General features: G+C 72.6%; 17 protein-coding genes. 5 read left to right on the top strand and 12 right to left on the bottom strand.

The genetic code is table 11. The features are described 5' to 3' along the window. Positions 1–151: 151 nt before the first annotated feature. Genes pdhA (ACIQV3_RS10335) through ACIQV3_RS10325 form a run of 3 tightly spaced genes read left to right on the top strand, consistent with a single transcriptional unit; the run spans position 152 to position 3704 of the window. A complete protein-coding gene (gene pdhA / locus ACIQV3_RS10335; RefSeq protein ID WP_403712285.1) occupies positions 152–1303 on the top strand; it encodes a pyruvate dehydrogenase (acetyl-transferring) E1 component subunit alpha in 1152 nt (383 codons plus the stop codon). Further along, positions 1300–2313, top strand: coding sequence for an alpha-ketoacid dehydrogenase subunit beta (locus tag ACIQV3_RS10330; protein WP_403711722.1), 1014 nt, complete (start codon positions 1300–1302; stop codon positions 2311–2313). The genes pdhA (ACIQV3_RS10335) and ACIQV3_RS10330 overlap by 4 nt, the downstream gene beginning before the upstream one ends. Further along, positions 2313–3704 (top strand): dihydrolipoamide acetyltransferase family protein, encoded by a 1392-nt coding sequence (locus tag ACIQV3_RS10325; protein WP_403711720.1) that lies wholly within the window; start codon positions 2313–2315, stop codon positions 3702–3704. Before ACIQV3_RS10330 ends, ACIQV3_RS10325 begins: the two co-directional genes overlap by 1 nt. A gap of 186 nt (positions 3705–3890) precedes the next feature. Here the strand turns inward: ACIQV3_RS10325 and ACIQV3_RS10320 are convergent, their stop codons facing one another. The 10 genes from ACIQV3_RS10320 to ACIQV3_RS10275 form a co-directional block, all read right to left on the bottom strand. Next, a complete protein-coding gene (locus tag ACIQV3_RS10320) occupies positions 3891–4868 on the bottom strand; it encodes an NAD(P)H-quinone oxidoreductase (protein ID WP_403711718.1) in 978 nt (325 codons plus the stop codon). Between the two features lie 45 nt (positions 4869–4913). Continuing rightward, a complete protein-coding gene (locus ACIQV3_RS10315; RefSeq protein WP_403711716.1) occupies positions 4914–6014 on the bottom strand; it encodes a potassium channel family protein in 1101 nt (366 codons plus the stop codon). Next, positions 6002–7348: a molybdopterin molybdotransferase MoeA gene (locus tag ACIQV3_RS10310; protein ID WP_403711714.1), complete on the bottom strand. Its 1347-nt coding sequence runs from the start codon at positions 7346–7348 to the stop codon at positions 6002–6004. Before ACIQV3_RS10310 ends, ACIQV3_RS10315 begins: the two co-directional genes overlap by 13 nt. After that, positions 7345–8274, bottom strand: a complete 930-nt coding sequence (locus tag ACIQV3_RS10305; RefSeq protein WP_403711712.1) for an NTP transferase domain-containing protein — start codon at positions 8272–8274, stop codon at positions 7345–7347. Before ACIQV3_RS10305 ends, ACIQV3_RS10310 begins: the two co-directional genes overlap by 4 nt. Positions 8275–8883: 609 nt before the next feature. Further along, positions 8884–9423, bottom strand: coding sequence for a bacterial proteasome activator family protein (locus tag ACIQV3_RS10300; RefSeq protein WP_356506752.1), 540 nt, complete (start codon positions 9421–9423; stop codon positions 8884–8886). Between the two features lie 95 nt (positions 9424–9518). Further along, positions 9519–12368, bottom strand: a complete 2850-nt coding sequence (locus ACIQV3_RS10295) for an FtsX-like permease family protein (RefSeq protein WP_403711710.1) — start codon at positions 12366–12368, stop codon at positions 9519–9521. Continuing rightward, positions 12365–13096, bottom strand: a complete 732-nt coding sequence (locus ACIQV3_RS10290) for an ABC transporter ATP-binding protein (RefSeq protein ID WP_403711708.1) — start codon at positions 13094–13096, stop codon at positions 12365–12367. Before ACIQV3_RS10290 ends, ACIQV3_RS10295 begins: the two co-directional genes overlap by 4 nt. Positions 13097–13129: 33 nt before the next feature. After that, positions 13130–13789, bottom strand: a complete 660-nt coding sequence (locus tag ACIQV3_RS10285) for a PadR family transcriptional regulator (RefSeq protein WP_403711706.1) — start codon at positions 13787–13789, stop codon at positions 13130–13132. Between the two features lie 130 nt (positions 13790–13919). Continuing rightward, positions 13920–14495, bottom strand: coding sequence for a hypothetical protein (locus tag ACIQV3_RS10280; RefSeq protein ID WP_403711704.1), 576 nt, complete (start codon positions 14493–14495; stop codon positions 13920–13922). 100 nt (positions 14496–14595) lie between these two features. Continuing rightward, on the bottom strand, positions 14596–16287 hold the full coding sequence (locus ACIQV3_RS10275; RefSeq protein WP_403711702.1) for a protein kinase: 1692 nt from the start codon (positions 16285–16287) through the stop codon (positions 14596–14598). 262 nt (positions 16288–16549) lie between these two features. On the opposite strand from ACIQV3_RS10275, the gene ACIQV3_RS10270 reads away from it, so the two are divergent. After that, positions 16550–18148: a protein kinase gene (locus ACIQV3_RS10270; RefSeq protein WP_403711699.1), complete on the top strand. Its 1599-nt coding sequence runs from the start codon at positions 16550–16552 to the stop codon at positions 18146–18148. Positions 18149–18239: 91 nt separating this feature from the next. Here ACIQV3_RS10270 and ACIQV3_RS10265 read toward each other — a convergent pair whose 3' ends face one another. Both ACIQV3_RS10265 and ACIQV3_RS10260 read right to left on the bottom strand, forming a co-directional pair. Continuing rightward, a complete protein-coding gene (locus tag ACIQV3_RS10265) occupies positions 18240–18656 on the bottom strand; it encodes a pyridoxamine 5'-phosphate oxidase family protein (protein ID WP_383945415.1) in 417 nt (138 codons plus the stop codon). 145 nt (positions 18657–18801) lie between these two features. Continuing rightward, positions 18802–19464 carry a response regulator transcription factor gene (locus ACIQV3_RS10260; protein WP_266906697.1) on the bottom strand — a complete coding sequence of 221 codons (663 nt, stop codon included), beginning with the start codon at positions 19462–19464 and terminating at the stop codon, positions 18802–18804. Between the two features lie 325 nt (positions 19465–19789). On the opposite strand from ACIQV3_RS10260, the gene pdhA (ACIQV3_RS10255) reads away from it, so the two are divergent. Continuing rightward, positions 19790–20995, top strand: a complete 1206-nt coding sequence (gene pdhA / locus ACIQV3_RS10255; RefSeq protein ID WP_385367010.1) for a pyruvate dehydrogenase (acetyl-transferring) E1 component subunit alpha — start codon at positions 19790–19792, stop codon at positions 20993–20995. Positions 20996–20997 lie beyond the last annotated feature (2 nt).

Here is a 20997-nt window from a genome sequence, read left to right as displayed (position 1 = left end):
TCCTGCACCCATACCAGGGCGTCGGCGCCACTTTGTCCACAGCCTGGCGCCGCCTGTAGCCAAATTGCCCGGACAACCGAACAATCGGTAGGTGAGGGGCCTCACACCCGAGGCCTCCCTGCCCGCTTCCCACGAGGAGGTGTACGCCGCCATGACGGTCCAAGAGCTGCCCGGTGCCGGTGCGTCCCACCGCTCCACCCCGCCGCCCGCCTGGAGGCCCCGTACGGATGCCGCCCCGCTGCTCCCGGACCCCGAGCCGTACCGGGTGCTGGGCACCCCGGCCGCCGACCGGCTCGACCCCGAGCTGATGCGCCGGTGCTACGCCGAGCTGGTGCGCGGCCGCCGCTACAACGCCCAGGCCACCGCCCTCACCCGGCAGGGCCGTCTGGCCGTATATCCCTCCACCGTCGGCCAGGAGGCGTGCGAGATCGCCGCCGCGATGGTCCTGGAGGAGCAGGACTGGCTCTTCCCGAGCTACCGCGACACCCTCGCGGCCGTGGCGCGCGGACTGGATCCCGTACAGGCCCTGACGCTGCTGCGCGGCGACTGGCACACCGGGTACGACCCGCGCGAGCACCGGATAGCCCCGCTCTCGACGCCGCTGGCCACCCAGCTGCCGCACGCGGTCGGCCTGGCGCACGCCGCGCGGCTGCGCGGGGACGACGTGGTCGCCCTCGCCATGGTCGGCGACGGCGGCACCAGCGAGGGCGATTTCCACGAGGCCATGAACTTCGCCGCCGTATGGCAGGCGCCGGTGGTCTTCCTCGTGCAGAACAACGGCTTCGCGATCTCCGTCCCGCTCGCCAAGCAGACCGCCGCCCCGACCCTGGCCCACAAGGCCGTGGGGTACGGGATGCCCGGCCGCCTCGTCGACGGCAACGACATCGCCGCCATGCACGAGGTGCTGTCCGAGGCGGTCCGGCGGGCCCGGTCCGGCGGCGGACCGACCATGATCGAGGCGGTCACGTACCGCATAGAGGCCCACACCAACGCCGACGACGCCACACGCTACCGGGGCGACGCCGAGGTCGAGGCGTGGAAGGCGCACGACCCGATCGAGCTGCTGGAGCGCGAGCTGACCGCGCGCGGACTGCTGGACGAGGCGGGCATCAAGGCCGCCAAGGACGCGGCCGAGGCGATGGCGGCGGCGCTGAGGGACGGGATGAACGCGGAGCCGGTGCTCGACCCGATGGACCTCTTCGAAAACGTCTACGCGCAGCAGACCGGCCGGCTGCGCGAACAGGCGGCCATGCTCCGTGCCGAGCTGGACGCGGCCGAGCAGGAAGAGGGGGACGGATCATGACCACGGTGGCGGTGAAGCCGGCGGCCACGAAGCCGGCGACCATGGCCCAGGCCCTGAACCGGGCCATGCGCGACGCGATGGCCGAGGACCCGACGGTCCACGTCATGGGCGAGGACGTCGGGGCGCTCGGCGGGGTCTTCCGCATCACGGACGGCCTCGCGAAGGAGTTCGGCGAGGACCGCTGCACGGACACCCCGCTCGCCGAGGCCGGCATACTCGGCGCTGCCGTCGGCATGGCCATGTACGGGCTGCGGCCGGTCGTGGAGATGCAGTTCGACGCCTTCGCGTACCCGGCCTTCGAGCAGCTGATCTCGCACGTGGCCAAGATGCGCAACCGCACCCGCGGCGCGATGCCGCTCCCGATCACGATCCGGGTGCCGTACGGCGGCGGGATCGGCGGGGTGGAGCACCACTGCGACTCCTCCGAGGCGTACTACGTGGCCACCCCCGGCCTCACCGTGGTGACCCCGGCGACCGTCGAGGACGCGTACGGACTGCTGCGCGCCTCGATAGCCAGCGACGACCCGGTGATCTTCCTGGAGCCGAAGCGGCTGTACTGGTCCAAGTCCGACTGGTCGCCCGAGGCGCCCGCGGCGGTGCCCGGGATCGGCGAGGCGCTCGTCCGGCGGACCGGCACGAGCGCGACGCTGATCACCTACGGGCCCTCCCTGCCGGTGTGCCTGGAGGCGGCCGAGGCGGCCCGCGAGGAGGGCTGGGACCTGGAGGTCGTGGACCTGCGCTCGCTGGTCCCCTTCGACGAGGAGACCGTCGTGGCCTCCGTACGCCGGACCGGGCGCGCGGTGGTGGTCCACGAGTCCGGCGGCTTCGGCGGACCGGGCGCGGAGATCGCCGCCCGGGTCACCGAGCGGTGCTTCCACCACCTGGAGGCGCCCGTGCTGCGCGTCACCGGCTTCGACATCCCGTATCCGCCGCCGATGCTGGAGAAGTACCACCTGCCTGGAGTGGACCGGATCCTGGACACCGTGGCCCGTCTGCAGTGGGAGAACTGATGCCGCAGGTCATGGAGTTCAAGCTGCCGGACCTGGGCGAGGGACTGACCGAGGCGGAGATCGTCCGCTGGCTGGTGGCGGTCGGCGACGTCGTGGCCATCGACCAGCCCGTCGTCGAGGTCGAGACGGCCAAGGCGATGGTGGAGGTCCCCTGTCCGTACGGGGGCGTGGTCACCGCCCGCTTCGGCGAGGAGGGGACCGAACTGCCCGTCGGTGCACCGCTGATCACGGTGGCGGTGGGTGCGCAGTGCGGGCCGGACGATGTCGTCGCCCCGGAGGGGGCCGCGGACGCGGACTCCGCGAACGCGCCCCGGCCCTTGATCGGGTACGGCTCCGATCCTTCACGTCCGGCGCGTCGGAGGCGGGTGCGACCCGGCTCCGCCGCGCCGGGGGCCGCTCCCGCGGGTCCGGCTCCGGCCGTGGTCGCGGTCGCGGCGGTCTCGGCACCCGCCGTCACGGCACCGGCGGCCGCCGCACCGGCCGTCGTCGCCGGGCCGGTGCCGGTCATCTCGCCGCTGGTGCGCAAGCTGGCCCGGGACCACGGGGTGGACCTGCGGGCCCTGCGCGGATCGGGGCCCGAGGGACTGATCCTGCGCGCGGACGTCGAGACGGCCCTGCGGGAGCCGGCGCCTGCGCCGGTCGTAGTGGCCCCCGCCGGTGCCTCCACCGCTGCCCCCGCCGGTGCCCCCGCAGTGCCCGGGGGTGCCACGCGGATCCCCCTCAAGGGGGTGCGCGGGGCGGTCGCGGACAAGCTGTCGCGCAGCCGGCGCGAGATTCCGGACGCCACCTGCTGGGTGGACGCGGACGCCACCGAACTGATGGCGACCCGGGCGGCGATGAACGCCGCGGGCGGCCCCAAGATCTCGGTGCTCGCGCTGCTCGCCCGGATCTGCACGGCGGCGCTGGCCCGCCACCCGGAACTCAACTCCACGGTGGACCTCGCGGCGAACGAGATCGTCCGGCTGCCGGCCGTGCACCTGGGCTTCGCCGCGCAGACGGAGCGGGGGCTGATGGTGCCGGTGGTCCGGGACGCGCAGGCGCGCAGCGCGGAGTCGCTGTCGGCGGAGTTCGCCCGGCTCACCGAGCTGGCCCGGGCGGGGAAGCTGGCCCCGGCCGACCTCACCGGTGGCACCTTCACCCTGAACAACTACGGGGTGTTCGGGGTCGACGGCTCCACGCCGATCATCAACCATCCCGAGGCGGCGATGCTCGGTGTGGGGCGGATCATCCCGAAGCCCTGGGTGTACCAGGGGGAGCTGGCGGTGCGGCAGGTCGTCCAGCTGTCGCTGACGTTCGATCACCGGGTGTGTGACGGGGGGACCGCGGGTGGGTTCCTGCGGTACGTCGCCGACTGCGTCGAGTCGCCCTCGGTGCTGCTGCGCAGCCTGTAGCTCCGCGGGCGGGGTGGGGCGGGTACGGGCGGTGGGCCCTGCGGGGCCAAGTCCCCTACCCGCCCTTCCACCGTTCCCCGGGCTTCGCCCGGCCCCGTTCCCGCGTGCCGCGCCGTTCCCGGGGGCCGGCCCCCGGACCCCCGCTCTCCTCAAACGCCGGAGAGGCTGGTCGTGGGGGGCAGGTGGTCAGGTGGTCAGGAGGAGTTTGCCCACGTGGGTGCTGGATTCCAGGACGCGATGGGCTTCGGCCGCCTCCCGCATCGGGAAGGTGCCGTGCACCACCGGGTGGATGCGGCCCGAGGCGATCAGGGGCCAGACGTGTTCGCGTACGGCCGCGACGATCGCGGCCTTTTCCTCCAGGGGGCGGGCACGGAGCGTGGTGGCGGTGATGGCCGCCCGCTTCGCCAGCAGGGCGGCCAGGTTGAGCTCCGCCTTGACCCCGCCCTGGAGCCCGATGATCGCGAGGCGGCCGTTCAAGGCCAGCGCGTCCACGTTCCGGGTCAGGTACTTCGCGCCCATGATGTCCAGGATCACGTCCGCCCCGGCGCCGTCCGTGGCCGTCCGGACCTCCTCCACGAAGTCCTGCTCGCGGTAGTCGATCAGGATGTCGGCGCCCAGCTCGGCGCAGCGCGCCAGCTTCTCCTTGCCGCCCGCGGTGACCGCGACCCGCGCGCCCACGGCCTTCGCGAGCTGGATCGCCATCGTCCCGATGCCGCTCGATCCGCCGTGCACGAGGAGGGTCTCGCCCGGGCGAAGGCCGGCCACCATGAACACGTTCGACCAGACGGTGGAGACGACTTCGGGGAGGGCCGCCGCCGTCACCAGGTCCACGCCCGCCGGGACGGGCAGCAGCTGGCCCGCCGGGACGGCCACCCGCTGCGCGTACCCGCCGCCGGAGAGCAGCGCGCACACCTCGTCGCCGACCGACCAGCCGGAGACCCCGGCCCCGATCGCGGAGATCCGCCCGGAGCACTCCAGGCCGGGATGGGGCGAGGCGCCGGGCGGAGGGTTGTAGAAACCCTGCCGCTGCAGGACGTCGGCGCGGTTCACGGCGCTCGCCGTCACTTCGACGAGGACCTCGCCGTCGCCGGCCACCGGGTCGGGTGCTTCGGCCCACACCAGGGACTCGGGGCCGCCGGGCTTTTCGATGGTGATCGCATGCATGGCCGGAGGCTACCGCCCCCGGCCCGCTCGGTCCGGTCGGTCAGCTCAGTCCGGCGAACCCAGGACCACGGGTGGCGTGGCCGACGGGGCCGCGCGGACGATCGTGATCACGCGGTCCGTCAGCTGGAGCGGGCTCGCGTGCGGATCGTCGTACGGGAGCAGGCGGTGGCCGCGCAGGACGCTGACGACCAGGTCATCGGTGTCCCGGACCGATTTGCCGACCTCCCCGCGGTTGACCGGACGCTCGATCAGATCGAGGCCGCTGCCCTGCTGGATGAGGTCCTCCATCACCGTGCCCGCGCTCGGACTGAGCACCGAGAGCCCGAGCAGCCGGCCCGCCGCGCTCGCGCTGGTGATGACGGCGTCCGCGCCCGACTGCTTCAGCAGCGGTGCGTTCTCCTCTTCCCGCACGGCCGCGACGATCTTCGCACCGCGGTTGAGCTGGCGGGCCGTCAGGGTGACCAGGACCGCCGTGTCGTCGCGCTGGGTGGCGATGACGATCTGACGGGCCTTCTGGATCTCGGCACGCAGCAGGACTTCGGAGCGCGTGGCATCGCCGACGACCCCCGTGAACCCCTCCGCGCTGGCGATGTCGATCACCTTGGCGCTGGGGTCGACGATGACGACCTGTTCCTTGCTGAGGCCGGTGGCCAGCAGGGTCTGCAGGGCGGAGCGGCCCTTCGTGCCGAAGCCGACGACGACCGTGTGGTCTCGCAAGTTCTTCCTCCAGCGGCTGAGCCGCCACTCTTCCCTGGTGCGCTCGGTGAGGACTTCCAGGGTGGTGCCGACCAGGATGATCAGGAACAGCACGCGCAGCGGAGTGATCAGCAGGATGTTGACCAGCCGCGCGCTGTCGCTGTACGGGACGATGTCGCCGTAGCCGGTCGTCGACAGGGTGACGGTCGCGTAGTAGACGCAGTCGAGGAAGTCGACCTTGTCGTTGGCGTTGTCGTGGTAGCCGTCGCGGTCGATCCACACGATCAGGACCGTCAGGGCCATCACGAACAGCGCCATCAACAGCCGCCGGGAGACCTGCCGGAGCGGTTTCTCGACGATGCGCCTGGGCAGTTTGATGCGGCGCGAGACGAGTTTCTCGTCGGCGCCGCGTGCCATCGCGTCGGATCCGTGAAGTTTCACGTGAAACATCCCCCCGAAGCCCACGGGAGATCGAGGATCTCCAACTCCCGCCCCGACCGTGCCCCGTTCGGGGGTACGACGGCCAGCGCGTCGGCGGCGGCCACCCCGCGCAGCATCGCCGGCCCGTTGTAGCGCAGCGGTACGGCGTGGTCCTCGGTCAGCAGGACCGGTACGAGCCGGGTGTCGTGCGGGTGACCGGGTACGTCGCCCTCCACGGGCACCACGTACCGGGGGCGCGGGCGGCGCCCGGCGAGGGCGCGCAGCAGCGGTTCGGCGAGGGTGAGCAGCCCGGAGACGGCGGCCAGCGGGTTGCCGGGGAGTCCCACCAGGTGGCGGCCGTCGGCACGGTCGCCGATGCGGGCCAGCAGCATCGGGTGCCCGGGGCGTACGGCCACCCCGTCGACGAGCAGTTCGGCGCCGGCCTTGGCGAGCACGGGGTGCACGTGGTCGACGGGGCCGGAGGCGGTGCCGCCGGTGGTGATGACCACGTCGGCGGTGGAGCCGGTGACGGCCGCCAGCAGTGCTGCGGCGCCCTCCGGGTCGTCGCCGAGCCGTCGGACGGAGACGACCTCGGCGCCGAGCCGGGTCAGCCAGGGGCCCAGCATGGGGCTCAGGGCGTCGCGGATGAGGCCGTCGTGCGGGGGGCCTTCGGTGAGCAGTTCGTCGCCGAGGACGAGGATCTCCACCCTCGGCCGGGGCCGGGTGGTGAGCTCGTCGTACCCGGCGGCCGCGGCGAGGCCGAGGACGGCCGGGGTCACCAGGGATCCGGGGGGCAGCAACAGGTCGCCCGTGCGGCACTCCTGGCCGCGCGGGCGGATGTCCTGTCCGGTGGCGACGGGCCGCTCCGCGTGCAGCAGGGTGCCGGCCTCGCGGGAGTGCTCGCTGCGGATCACGGCGCTGGTGTCCGCGGGGATCCGGGCGCCGGTGGCGATCCGTACGGCCTCGCCGTCCGCGAGGGGCGCGGGGCGCTCGCTCCCGGCCAGGGCGCTCTCGCCGGGGCGGATCGTCCAGGGGCCGGGCCCGGCGACGGCCCAGCCGTCCATCGCGGAGGTGTCGAAGGACGGCAGGTCGCCCAGGGCGTCGAGGGGCGCGGCCAGCACCTCGCCGAGGGCGGCCGCCAGGGGGACCCGGTGGGTGCGGCCGCGGACGGCCGAACCGGCGCGGGTCGCGGTCTCCCGGGCCCGGAGCCAGGGCGCGGCGCGGTGGCCGCCGCCGGCGGTGGGGGCGCCGGCGGTGGCGTCGGTACGGGGGTCGCGGCTGACCAGCGCGAGGGCCTGGTCGAGGTCGCGGTCGGCGTCGGCGGCGGCGTCGGCGGCGGGGTCGGCGGCGGGGTTGGCGGTCATCCTGAGCCGGCCGCTTCGGGGTCGGTGGCTCCCGGGGCCTCGGGGGCCGGCGCGGCCTCGGGGGGCCCCGCGGCCTCGCCCTCCGCGGCCCAGCGCAGGGCCAGTTCGGCGGCCTTGCGGGAGGCCTCGGCCACGGCCTGCTCGGGGTCGGCGCCGGTGGCTTCGGCGTGGGCCGCCGCGTAGCCGACGAGGAAGGTCGTCAGCGGGGCGGCGGGCCGGGCGACGCCGTGCGCGGCGTCACGGGCGAGGTCGAGCAGGGTCTTGGTGTCGACGGCGACGTCGATGCCCAGCTCGTTCTTGACGGCGGTGATCCATTGCTCCAGCACGGTTCCATGCTCTCTGATTCGGGCGCGGGCGGCGGCGAGATCGTCCCAGGTGTCGCAGTCGAAGGAGGCGAGCGGGGCGGCCGCGGTGACCGGGGTGAGGTCGAGTTCGGCGGTGAGGGCGCGCAGGGGGAGGCCGTTCACCGAGCCGTGTTCGGTGGCCAGCAGGGCGATTTCCCTGCGCAGGGGCTCGGCGCGGTACGCGGCGACCAGGGGCTGGTCGCGGCCGCCCGGATCCCGGAGCAGGGCTCCGTCACGGGCCCGCTGTCCGGGCGCGTCGAGGGCCCCGAGGAGGGAGGCGACCGTGTCCCGGTTCAGGAACGGCAGATCGGCGGAGAGTACGAGGACCAGCGGGGCGGTGGTGTGCCGCAGCCCGGCGTCCAGCGCGGCGAGGGGGCCGCTGCCGGGGGGGTCCTCCCGGGCCCAGCGCACGGGCCGGGCGGTGGGCCTGCGGCCGGCTACCACGACGGTGGTGCGGGCGTCCGCGCAGGCGTCGAGGACGCGGTCGAGGAGGGGGCGGCCGCCGACGAGGAGGCCGGGCTTGTCGGCTCCGCCGAGGCGTCTTGCGGCGCCGCCCGCCAGGACGATGGCGTCGTAGGTCATTCCCCGAGTATGCGGGGGGTCGGGGCCGGATGGGCTGTGGCGTTTACCGGGTTCTTAACCCGGTGCCCGCGGGTGGCTGGGGGGTGCGGCCGCTGCGCGGGGCGGAGCCGCGCTGCGACCTTTGCCGCTGCGCGGGCGGAGTCCCCTACCCACCCTTCCACCGTTCCCCGGGCGCTGCCCGGACCCCGGTCCTCAAGCGCCGGACGGGCTGGAGGGGTACCGGGCTGCGCCCGGACCCCTCTGGGGCTCCGCCCCGGGCCCCGGGCCTCAAATGCCGGACGGGCTGGGGAGGGGTACCGGGCTGCGCCCGGACCCCCCTGGGGCTCCGCCCCAGACCCCGGTCCTCAAGCGCCGGACGGCTGAAAGGCTTCAGCCCGGGCTTCGAACGCCGGACGGCTGGAAGGCCCCGGGCCCCGGAGGCCGGACGGCTCCGAGGGCTGAACGGGCTCCGGAGGCCGGACGGCTCCGGGGGCTGAACGGGCTCCGGAGGCCGGACGGCTCCGGGGGCTGAACGGGCTCCGGAGGCCGGACGGCTCCGGGGGCTGAACGGGGCCCCGTGGGGTCGGACGTGGGTCCGGGGCCGCCGTGGGGCGGCCCCGGAGGGGTGGGTTAGAGGTACGGGCCCGAGCGGATCGCGCCGTGGGGGCCGTCCTCGTCGTCCTCGTGGGAGGAGCCCGGCGGGAGGGCGCGGCGCATCTGTTCCAGCTGGGCCCGCGCCGCCATCTGCTGCGCGAACAGGGCCGTCTGGATGCCGTGGAACAGGCCTTCCAGCCAGCCCACCAACTGGGCCTGCGCGATGCGCAGTTCCGCTTCGGAGGGGATGGCCTCTTCCGTGAAGGGGAGGGAGAGGCGCTCCAGTTCCTCGACCAGCTCGGGAGCCAGGCCGTCTTCCAGCTCCTTCACGGACGCCGCGTGGATGTCCTTGAGACGGACCCGGCTGGCCTCGTCCAGAGGTGCGGCGCGTACCTCTTCCAGGAGTTGCTTGATCATGCTGCCGATCCGCATGACCTTGGCGGGCTGTTCGACCATCTCCGTCACCGGGACCTCGCGCGACTCGTCATCGGCGCCGCCGACCGGCAACCCGTCCTGCCCCACGATCAGGCCGGGCGGGGGGCTGTCCTGCGACCGTTCACTCCTCGGCATCTCCATGCCGTCATTCTCTCGCACACCTTCGTATTCACACGGTGTGCCCCCGCACGGGCGTGATCCACCCTGTGCGGGGGCACCAACCGGCGCCGGAACCGTCAGGCCTCGCGGCGGGCCAGTGCTCCGCTCGAACGGGTGACCAGGGCCGCCAGCAGCGCCGCGCCCACCGGGACGACGATCAGCAGGCCGCCCAGCGTGGTCCACGGCACCGCGATCGGGATGTACGGGATGGCCTCGGAGGCCACCTCGTATCCGCTCTCGATGCCGGACCGGACCATGTCGGCCGCGGCCCGCCGTTCGGTGAGCCGGAGCCCGACCGCGGGCAGCAGGCCGGCCGCCGAGCCGAGGATCACGCCCATCAGGGCGACCACCCCGCACTGGAAGCCGCTGAGCGTGCGCCGCACCCGCGGCGGTGCGCCGACCGCCGCCAGGGTCTTGAGGTCGCCCTCGGCGTCCGCCTGGGCCAGGCCGGTCGCGATGCCGGCCGCGCCGATGGTGACCAGGCCCGCGAAGACGGTCAGGACGAGCATGACCAGGCTGTCGTCGCCCTCGTAGCCCTTCTCGATCCGGACGCTCGTGTCCATGCCCAGCTTGTCCAGGGCCCCTTCCAGGCGCTGGCGCTGCTCGGAGCTCGCGTCGCCGTCGAGGGCGAAGTACGAGCCGAAGGGGACGGTGGCGATGCCGGCGCTCTTCGCCGCCGCGGGCGGCAGCACCAGCTCCACGCCGTAGCCCTTCACCGACTCGGGCACCTGGTACGCGGCGAAGACCTTGTCCTTGCCCGGCGGCGGCTCATCGGGCGCGGAACCGGGGGCGGTCTCGCCGCGGCCCTTGACCAGCCGCACGGTGACCTTGTCGTCGCGCACGTTCTGCTTCTTGAAGGAGACGGCCTTGCCCGCCTTCAGCGCGGCCGCGGCGCCGGGGTCCTCGACCCCCAGGACGGACATCAGCTTCTGGTCGGCGACGACCAGCGAGTACTGGACGCCGAAGCGGTCGTGCCGGCACCGCCAGTCGGCCATCAGCTTCTTGCGCTCGGCCACGGAGAACGATTCCGGTCCGTTCACGGCCGAGTAGAGCGGGCAGCGCTGCTCCTTCGGGATGATGACCTGGGCCTGCCCGCACTCCGCGTCGTCCCCGTACGGGGAGCAGCCCGGCTTGCCGACGACGAGCCGGTCCACGTCGGCCCGTACGGCCAGCGGGAGTTCCTTCGAGAGGGTCTCGCGCACCGCGGGCACGTCCCGGTAGGCGGTGAACTCGTTGCTCTCGATCAGACCGGAGCCGTACGGGAGGGTGGCGACGTACTCGTGCCGCGCCTGGATCTCCCTGCTGTGCTGGTACGTGGCCACGGCGACGGTGCCGGCGACGGCGGCCAGGACGGCGGCCACGGCCGGCGCCGTACGCCCCCGGTTGCGGACGGCGTCGCGCAGCGCGAGGCGGGGCGACAGCGGAAGCCACCGGCCGGCCCGGCCGAACAGGCCGACCAGGGTGGGCGTGAGGGCGACGACGCCGAGCTCGGCGATGGCGCTGCCGCCGGCGACGACGGTGGAGCCCATGTCGGAGACGGAGCCGAACAGGGCGATGGCGGCCCCGCCCGCGATGGCGATCAGGCCGAGGACGGGCAGCACCCGGTTGGCCCGGCGCACGCCGCGGCGTCCGGTGAGGGAGGCCAGTACGGTCTGCCGGGAGGCGTTGACGGCCGGGACGATCGCGGCCAGCAGGCCGGTCAGGACGGCGAGCAGGCCGATGCCGAGGAGTTCCAGCGGGCGGACGTCGAAGCTGCCGAACCGCTTGCCGATCGTGTCCTCCAGCACCGGGCGGAGCCCGATGGTGAGGGCGATGCCGACGGCGGTGCCGATGACGGCCGCCGCGGCGCCGATGACGAGGCCGCCGGAGAGCACGATGGCCCGGATGTGCCGCCGGTCACCGCCGTTGGCGCCGACCAGGCCGAGCTGGCGGCGCGAGCGCCGGGCGCCGACCGCGAAGGCGGGTCCGGCCAGCAGGCAGATCTCCAGCATGGCCAGGCCCACGACGGTGGAGACGATGGCCAGTTCGGTGGCTCCGATGGTGCCTCCGGGCTGCCACATGTCCTTGGGCTGCTGCGTGTAGAGCGGCACTTCGGAGTCGGCCGGCGGGTCGAGCAGCACGACGCGCGATTCGACGAGGAGGTGCAGCTTGGCGTTGGTCTCCTTGACCATGTTCCACGTGAAACCTTCGCCGCCGACCTTCACCAGGTACACGTCCTGGGGGTCCAGGCCCGTGCCGCCGGCGGCCTTGCGGTCCCGGTCGAGGGGGGCGAGCAGGGTCCCCGGCAGGGCCAGGAGCTGTGAGTTGTGCAGGTCGTCGGGCATCTCGTAGACGCCGACGATCTTGTACGGGGTGGTCGACTCGCGCGGGGTCACGCTGGAGCCGAGGAAGTACCCGGACTCCTCCAGGAAGGCGCTGGTGGCGAGGACCTCGCCGGCGGCCTTCGGCAGCCGGCCGCGCTCGAGCGTCCACAGGCCCTTCACCAGCGGGCTCGCCGGGTCCACCTCGCGGAGCTCGGCGTGCATGATTCCGTGCCGGCTGCGGACCTTGGCGTAGGTCCTGCTGTCCTTGACGGACTGCATGCCGGCCGGGAGTTCGGGCTCGGCGGCGGGCTTGCCCATGCCGCCCGAGCTCTCGTTGTACTTGTCGTAGCCGCCGACCGGGGCGTAGTTCTGCGCGTCGGGGGCCTGGTAGATGGGCGCGTCCATGTGGGACGAGGTCAGCTTGGCGTCGGCGGCGCCGAGCACCCGGTCGATGCGCTGCTCGGTGGAGAGTTCCGAGCTGCGGATGGTGAGGTCTACGGCGCTCACGCCGACGATCGGCAGGGCGATCATGGCCAGGACGAGGGCGCTGCGGCCCTTGGAGCGCCAGGCGTCGCGGCGGGCTATCCGGATCGCCGCGATCCAGGAGTGGTACGTGGAGATCACTGAGCGGCCGCCTGCCCGGAGAGCAGGGAGTCGGCCTGGCTGCGCAGGGTCTCGTCCACGACGCTGCCGTCGCGCAGGAAGACCACGCGGTCGGCCCACGCGGCGAAGCGCGGCTCGTGGGTGACCAGGATCCCGGCCGCGCCGGCGTCGCAGCGCGAGCGCAGCAGGGCGAGTACGGACTCACCGGTCTCGGAGTCGAGGGCGCCGGTCGGCTCGTCGGCGAGGACCAGGCGGCGGTCGCCGACCAGCGCGCGGGCGATGGCCACGCGCTGCTGCTGGCCGCCTGACATCTCGTCGGGGAAGCGGTCGGCGAGCTGACCGAGGTTCATCTCCTCCAGGGCCGCGAGCGCCGCGACGCGGGCCTTGCGGGCGGAGACTCCGTCGAGTTCGAGCGGCAGGGAGACGTTCTCGGCGGCGGTGAGTGCCGGGATCAGGTTGTAGTCCTGGAAGACGTACCCGATGCTGCGGCGGCGCAGGGCGGCCAGCTGCTTGCGGCTGGCGGTGGTGATGTCGGTGCCTTCGACGATCACCCTGCCGCCGCTCGGGGTGTCGAGTCCGCCGGCGAGGGTCAGCAGCGTGGACTTGCCGGACCCGGAGGGGCCCATGACGGCGACGAGTTCGCCGGGGTACACGGAGAGGTCGATTCCGCGCAGGGCGTGCACCTCGGTGGCGCCGCTGCCGTGAATGCGGACGAGCTGGTCCAGCTGCAATACGGGCTGGTCGGGCATGAAGGGTTCCCCCCTGGGACGTGGAGCGGTGGTTCAGACCCGGCGCGTGCGCGCGGTACGGGACAGAGACCGGTCGGTGGTCGTGGGTGTGGTCGGGTCGGTGGTGCCGCCCTCGGGCGGCTCGGCCTCGGCCGGCGCGCGCTCCCCGCGCGCGGACAGCCGTACGAGCCGGGACTCGCAGTGGTCGAGCCAGCGGGCCTCGGCCTCGGTCTGGAAGATCAGCTGTTCCAGGACCAGCAGCCAGGCGATGTCGTCGCGCTCGCCGGAGCGCCCGCTCTCGATGGCGGCGAGCGCCTGCGCCTTGAGCCGGGTGTAGTCCTGCATGGCCTGGACGGTGGCGTGCCGCTGGGACTGGATGACGGCACGGATGTCCACGCCGGGTGCGCCGACCGCCATGGCGAGCTTGATGGCGAGCTCGTCCCGGGGCGGGTTGGCCCGGTCGACGGGACGCTCGTACCACGCGTGCAGTTCGCGCCGCCCCGTTTCGGTGATGGCGTACAGGGTGTGCCCGGCGGTGTCCTCACCGCCGGGGGCGACGAGGCCGTCGCGCTCCAGCCGGGCGAGCGTCGTGTACACCTGCCCGACGTTGAGGGGCCAGGTGGAACCGGTGCGGGACTCGAATTCGGTGCGGAGTTGAGAGCCGTACCTGGGGCCCCGTTCCAGTAGGGCGAGAAGGCCGTGGCGGATCGACATACTCAGTATGTATACCGAGTATGCCCGGCTCCGCAACCATCTTGAGGCCTACGTCCCAAGGGGGACCGGGGATAAAGCCGGGGGTGGGAGCGGGGGACGGGCCGGGGACGGGCGGGGGATGGGCCGGGGGCTACATGCCCCGGCGCAGCCGCATTCCCATGAATCCGAGACCCAGCCCCATCAGGGCGAATCCCGTTCCGAGCGGCAGTATGTGCGCGGCCAGGTCGGCGGCCCGCTCGTTCGGCTCGGTGCCGAGCGCGCCGACCATCGGGGTCGCCGTGGGCTCGGCGGGGGTCGCGGGAACCTGCGGGAGCGGTTCGGTGCGCGGGTGCGCCGGGACGGGGCGGGCGGCGAGCACGGTCTCGGGGTTGGCGGGTTCGCCCACCGGCCGCCCGGGCCGCTCCCGGCCGGCCCCGGCCGCGCTTCCGGCGAGGTCCTCGAAGGCCCGGTCGCCCGCGCCCGGGCCCCCGCCCGCGCCCCCGCCCGAGGTCGCGGGGTCGCCCGACGGCGTCGCGGAGAAGCTGGCGGCGGTGGTGGCGGAGAAGGTGGCGGCGGTGGAGAAGGCGGAGAAGGCGGAGAAGGCGGAGGCGGCCGGGGAGCCGTGGGCCGACGTCGGGGCCGCGGCGTGCGCGGGCGCCGTGATCAGCAGCGCGGCTGTTGCCATCGCTGCCCCGGCGGTCCAGCGCAGCGCGCGGGCGTAGGTCACGGACTCAGATTTACATAACCGGACAAAACCGGCATCCCGTACAGGCCGTTCGGGATGCCGGCCCCCTCAGAAGGTCGATGTCAGAAGGCCGCCGCCGCGTCTACTCCGGGTCGCCCGTCGAGATCCACAGGGTGATGGTGTCCTTCGCCGGGTCGAACTCCATGTTGGGTTCCGGCTGCTGCTGGACGACGGTCCCCTCGCCGTAGACCGCCTCGTCCTTCGGCTTGGGGTCGTACTTCCAGCCGGCGGCCCGGATGCACGCCTTCACCGAGACCTGGTCGATGTACCGGAGGTCCGGTGCCACCACCTTGGCCGGGTCGTCTCCCTTCCGCGCCTCCTTGCACTTCTCTTCCTTGATCGTCTTCGAGGGGTCCGGACCCTTGTGCCCGGGCTTCGCCGGGGCGGAGGCCGAGGAGGACGCCGAAGTGGAGGACCCGGGGGTCGACGGCCCGGCCTTGTCCTTGTCGCCGTCGCCGCCCAGCTTCAGTACGGCGATCAGCCCGCCGATGGCGACCAGCGCCACCACGACGGCCCCGATCACCACCGAGTTGTTCTTCTTCCGTCCGGTCCCGCCGCTCCCGCCCTGCCCGCCGTGCGGCGAGAGCGTGTACGGAGGCGGGGTCGAGGCCGCGTACGGAGCCGGGGTCTGCGGCTGCTGGTGCAGCGGCTGGTGCTGCTGCGGGTACCCGTACGTCCCGGACTGCGGCGCCGGAGGCGGCGTCGGCGCGTACGCGGACGGCACCGGGGTGTGCGGCGCCTGGTACGGATGCTGCACCGAGTGCGGCGGCGCCTGCAGGGCGGAGTCCACCGGCGGGAACACGGCCGAGCCGAGCCCGGCACCGCTGTTGGTGGGGTGTGCGCCCGGGACGATGACCGGGGCCCCGGTGTGCCCGGCGCCCGCCACCCGCGCGACCTCGTCGAGCATGGCGGCGGCGGTGGGGAAACGCTCGTTCGGGTTCTTCTTCAGGGCCCGCGCCACCAGCGCGTCCATCGCCGGGGTGACCGAGCGGTTGATGGAGGAGGGCGCGACCGGCTCCTCCTGCACGTGCGCGTACGCCATGCCCAGCGCCGAGTCCGCGACGAAGGGGACCCGTCCGGTCAGCAGCTCGAAGAGCATGATGCCCACCGAGTACAGGTCGGAGCGGGCGTCCACGGCCCGCCCGAGCGCCTGCTCGGGGGAGAGGTACTGCGGGGTGCCGACGACCATGCCGGTCTGCGTCATCGAGGTGACCCCCGACTGCATGGCCCGCGCGATGCCGAAGTCCATGACCTTCACCACTCCGCGCCGCGTCATCATGACGTTGCCCGGCTTGATGTCGCGGTGGACCAGCCCCATCTCGTGGCTGCTCTCCAGGGCCGCCAGCACGTCGGCCGTCACCTTCAGCGCCTTGTCGGCCGGCATGGCCCCGTACTGCCTGATGTCGCCGTCCAGGACGGAGCCGAGCGGCTGCCCCTCGACGTACTCCATGACGATGTACGGCATGACCGCACCGTCGGCCACCGCCGGGTTCGCGAAGGAGACGACTCCCTCACCGGTGTCGAAGACCGAGACGATGTTGGTGTGCGACAGTTTCGCTACAGCCTGCGCCTCGCGCCGGAAGCGTTCGCGGAAGGACTGTTCGCGACCCAGCTCGCTGTGCAGGGTCTTGATGGCGACCTGGCGGTCGAGCGCCGAGTCGTAGGCGAGGTAAACGGAGGCCATGCCTCCCTCGCCGAGCAAGTCCCTCAGCTGGTAACGGCCACCGGCCAGAGAGCCGCCCGCGTACGGGCCCTGAGTGCCGTCCTGGCTCATGACTGTTGCTTCCCCTCGGGATGGTCCCCACGCCCCTGGCTGAGCGCATGTCGGGCTCAGTCTGCCGGAGGGCAAGCACACGTCAAGCCAGGTTCCCGTTCCGTGACCACAAGGCCACAGGGGGTCCACAGGCGTCCTGTGACGTCGACCGGGGGCGCCCTCGTCCGAACGGTGAGCGGTTCTGAGGCTGTAGCGTTCGTCGGAGCACACGACGAGGACCCATCCGCTGAGCGGCGGCCGAGACAGACGACGGTGAGGACTGATGGCACCCGAACCCGAGGGAAGCGGCGCCGGGATGGCAGAGGGTCCTGAGCACTGGGGCGCGGGCGGCCTGGTGGGCGACGGCCGTTACCGGCTGACCCACCGTCTGGGCCGGGGCGGCATGGCCGAGGTCTTCGCCGCGGAGGACGTCCGGCTGGGCCGGACCGTCGCCGTCAAGCTGCTGCGCCCGGACCTGGCCGAGGACCCGGTGTCCAAGGCCCGCTTCACGCGCGAGGCGCAGTCGGTCGCCGGCCTCAACCACCATGCGGTGGTCGCCGTGTACGACTCGGGCGAGGACCGGGTCGGCCCGAACGTCGTCCCCTACATCGTCATGGAACTGGTCGAGGGGCGCACCATCCGCGACCTGCTGATCAGTGCCGAGGCCCCGGGCCCCGACCAGGCGCTGATCATCACCTCCGGCGTGCTGGAAGCGCTCGCGTACTCGCACCAGCACGGCATCGTTCACCGTGACATCAAGCCCGCCAACGTGATCATCACGGACACCGGCGCGGTCAAGGTGATGGACTTCGGCATCGCGCGCGCCCTGCACGGCGCGCAGTCGACGATGACCCAGACCGGCATGGTCATGGGCACGCCGCAGTACCTCTCGCCCGAACAGGCCCTCGGCAAGGCCGTGGACCACCGCTCCGACCTGTACGCGACGGGCTGCCTGCTGTACGAACTCCTCTCGCTGCGTCCCCCGTTCACCGGGGAGACCCCGCTGTCGGTGGTCTACCAGCACGTGCAGGACGCGCCGATCCCGCCCTCGCAGCTGCCGGAGGGCGGTCAGATCCCGCAGGAGCTCGACGGGCTCGTCATGCGCTCCCTCGCCAAGGACCCGGACGACCGGTTCCAGAGCGCCGAGGAGATGCGCGGGCTGGTCCAGTACGCCCTGCAGATGCTGCACGACCAGGGGGCCAACACCGGCACCTGGAACACCGGCCCGGTCACCATGGCGCTGCCGCACGGGCGCGGCCCGGCGCAGACCACGGCGATGGCGACGCCCGGCCAGGGGCAGCCGCCGTACGGCTCGCACTCCAACACCTCGCAGTTCCAGCAGCCGATGGTGCCGCCGCTGAACCCGGACGACGGCTCCGCCTACCCCGGCGGTGGCGGCAACGGCCACGGCGGGAACGGCGGGTACAACGGCTCCGGCGGGTACGACGACCGCTCCGGCGGCGGCAAGTGGAAGATGTGGCTGTTCGCGGTCCTCGCCGTCCTCGCGGTCGCGGGCGGCGTGGCGTACGCGGTCGACAACTTCGGCGGCAACAAGAAGGCCCCCGGCACGGGTACGACCCCGTCGTCGAGCTCCGTGTCCTCCCCGGCGGGTACGACGCAGGACACTCCGGAGCCGGAGACCTCGACGTCCAAGTGGACGCCGGAGACCTCGTACACGCCGGGCCCGAGCCGCAGCAAGTCCTCCACGCCGAGCTACTCGTACTCGCCGTCGTACTCCCCGTCGCCGACGCCGACGCCGACGCCCACCCCGACGCCCACTCCGACGCCGTCGCCCACGCCGAGCCCGTCGAAGCCGACGTCGCCGCCGACCACCCCGACGAAGCCGCCCGTGGACGACGAGGGCGGGGAAGTCGGCGAGTAGCCCTGAGTCACGGATAACGGCCCGGCGGCCCCTCTCGATGAGTGGGCCGCCGGGCCGTTTCTCTCGGGACCAAAGTCCCGCGGGGCGCTGCTCAGAGCGCGTGCTGGTACTGCCGGTCCAGATTGCCCGCGAGGGTGTGGACGGTGACCAGGTGGGGCTCGATCCGCATGTAGACGGGGTCGAAGACCGCGCCGTCCACGAAGTGCGGACCGGGTCCGAACAGTTCCAGTTCGGCGGTGGTGGGTTCGACGAGGTTCGCGGTGCCGGTGAACTGCACCGACCACAGCTGGGAATCGCCGGAATTGAAGTTGTCGGCTCCGTACGAGACCACGCTGCCGTTGCAGGCGTGGTGGTAGCCGAAACCGGCGTGCATTCTCAGGACGACCTTGCCGTTCACCACGATGTGGCGCGCGACGGCGAGGAAGGGCAGCGCGCGCATGCTGGTGGCGGCTCGGCCGTACGGCACGCGGCGCAGCAGTTCGATGGCGTGGAGTTCCTCTGGGGACATGTCATCCACTGTCCGGTACCGACACCGTGCCGGAATAGAGGAGCCCGCCCCGCAGATCAAGGACGTTGGTCCCGAATTAAACAGTGCGCCCCGTGGAATCGTGCACCACGGGGCGTCACACTGGGTTACGGAATCCCAGGCGCAATTAGCGCCCCTTCTCGGCCTGCAGGCGGGCCACGTACGCGGCGGCCTGGGACCGGCGCTCCATGCCGAGCTTCGACAGCAGGCTGGAGACGTAGTTCTTGATCGTCTTCTCGGCCAGGTGCAGCCGCTCGCCGATCACGCGGTTCGTCAGGCCCTCGCCGATCAGGTCGAGGATCTTGCGCTCCTGCTCGGTGAGGTTCGACAGCCGGTCGTCGCCCTTGCCGTTCTTGCCGTCGCGCAGCCGCTCCAGTACCCGGGCCGTGGCCACGGGGTCCAGCAGGGACTTGCCGGCCGCCACGTCGCGCACCGCGTTGAGCAGCTCGTTGCCGCGGATCGCCTTGAGCACGTAGCCCGAGGCGCCGGCCATGATCGCGTCGAACAGCGCCTCGTCATCGGCGAACGAGGTGAGCATCAGGCACTTGATGTCCTCGTTCTGGGAGCGCACCTCGCGGCACACCTCCACGCCGCTGCCGTCGGGCAGCCGGACGTCGAGGACGGCCACGTCGGGGCGGGTGGCGGGGATCCGGACCAGTGCGTCGGCGGCCGTACCGGCCTCACCCACCACCTCGATGTCCGATTCCATCGACAACAGCTCGTGAACACCCCGACGTACCACTTCGTGGTCGTCCAGGAGGAATACCTTGATTTTTCCGTTTTCGCGCACGAACTCAGTTTCACACACTCACCCCTTCCCTGCCGGTGGCGAGCGGGATAACGTGCCGTTGTTCCGGCCCCCTGCAAGGCTGTGACCAGTGGTTGTTCCCGGTTCCGCCGATTTACTTGGAAATCCAAGCAAAATCGCAGGTCAAACGGGGTTTCGCAGTTATGCGACGCACTGGGTAACGTGCATTGCGCAGGGCACTCGCCGGGGCACCTGTCACGCCTGAATCCCAGACCCGGAGCGCACCCACCCCGTGCGCGGGCAGAGATCCAGGTGAGCCGCACTGGTCCCCGGAGAACCCGGGTGCCGGACCGACGGAGGAGCAATCGTGACCGTGGAGAGCACTGCCGCGCGCAAGCCGCGCCGCAGCGGCACCAAGCGGCCGGCCGGCGCGGCAAGCGCCGCCAAGCCCGCCGCTGCCACCGCGAAGACGCATGACGCCGAGCCTCAGCTCGTACAGCTGCTGACGCCCGAGGGGGTGCGCGTCGACGTCGCGGAGAATCCCGACGTCGCGGAATTCGCGCCCTTCGTCGCCGACATCACCACCGACGACCTGCGCGGTCTGTACCGCGACATGGTCATGACCCGCCGTTTCGACGGTGAGGCGACCGCCCTCCAGCGCCAGGGCGAGCTGGGCCTGTGGGCCTCGCTGCTCGGGCAGGAGGCCGCCCAGATCGGCTCCGGCCGGGCCCTGCGCGACGACGACTACGTCTTCCCGACGTACCGCGAGCACGGTGTCGCCTGGTGCCGGGGGGTCGACCCGACCAATCTGCTCGGCATGTTCCGCGGTGTGAACCACGGTGGCTGGGACCCGACCACCAACAACTTCCACCTGTACACGATCGTCATCGGCTCCCAGACGCTGCACGCGACCGGGTACGCGATGGGCGTGGCCAAGGACGGCGCGGACTCGGCCGTCATCGCCTACTTCGGCGACGGCGCGTCCAGCCAGGGCGACGTGGCGGAGGCCTTCACCTTCTCGGCGGTCTACAACTCGCCGGTGGTGTTCTTCTGCCAGAACAACCAGTGGGCCATCTCCGAGCCCACCGAGCGCCAGATGCGCGTGCCGCTCTACCAGCGCGCGCAGGGCTTCGGCTTCCCGGGCGTCCGGGTGGACGGCAACGACGTACTGGCCTGCCTCGCGGTCACCCGCTGGGCGCTGGAGCGGGCCCGCCGGGGTGAGGGGCCCACGCTGGTGGAGGCCTTCACGTACCGGATGGGTGCGCACACCACCTCCGACGACCCGACGAAGTACCGGCGCGACGAGGAGACGGCGGCCTGGGAGGCCAAGGACCCGATCCTGCGCCTGAAGGCCCACCTGCTGGCCACCGGAGGCGCCGACGAGGCGTACTTCGAGCAGCTGGAGGTGGAGAGCGAGGCGCTCGGCAAGCGGGTGCGCGAGGTCGTGCGCTCGATGCCCGACCCCGACACGATGGCGATCTTCGAGAACGTCTACGCGGACGGGCACGCGCTCGTCGACGAGGAGCGCGCGCAGTTCGCCGCCTACCTCGCGTCCTTCGAAGGCGGGGAGTGACC

Source organism: Streptomyces sp. NPDC099050 (assembly GCF_044759865.1).
Lineage (GTDB): Bacteria > Actinomycetota > Actinomycetes > Streptomycetales > Streptomycetaceae > Streptomyces.
Note: the sequence above shows the minus strand (reverse complement) of the source record. Positions and strands in the feature narration are given on the sequence as shown.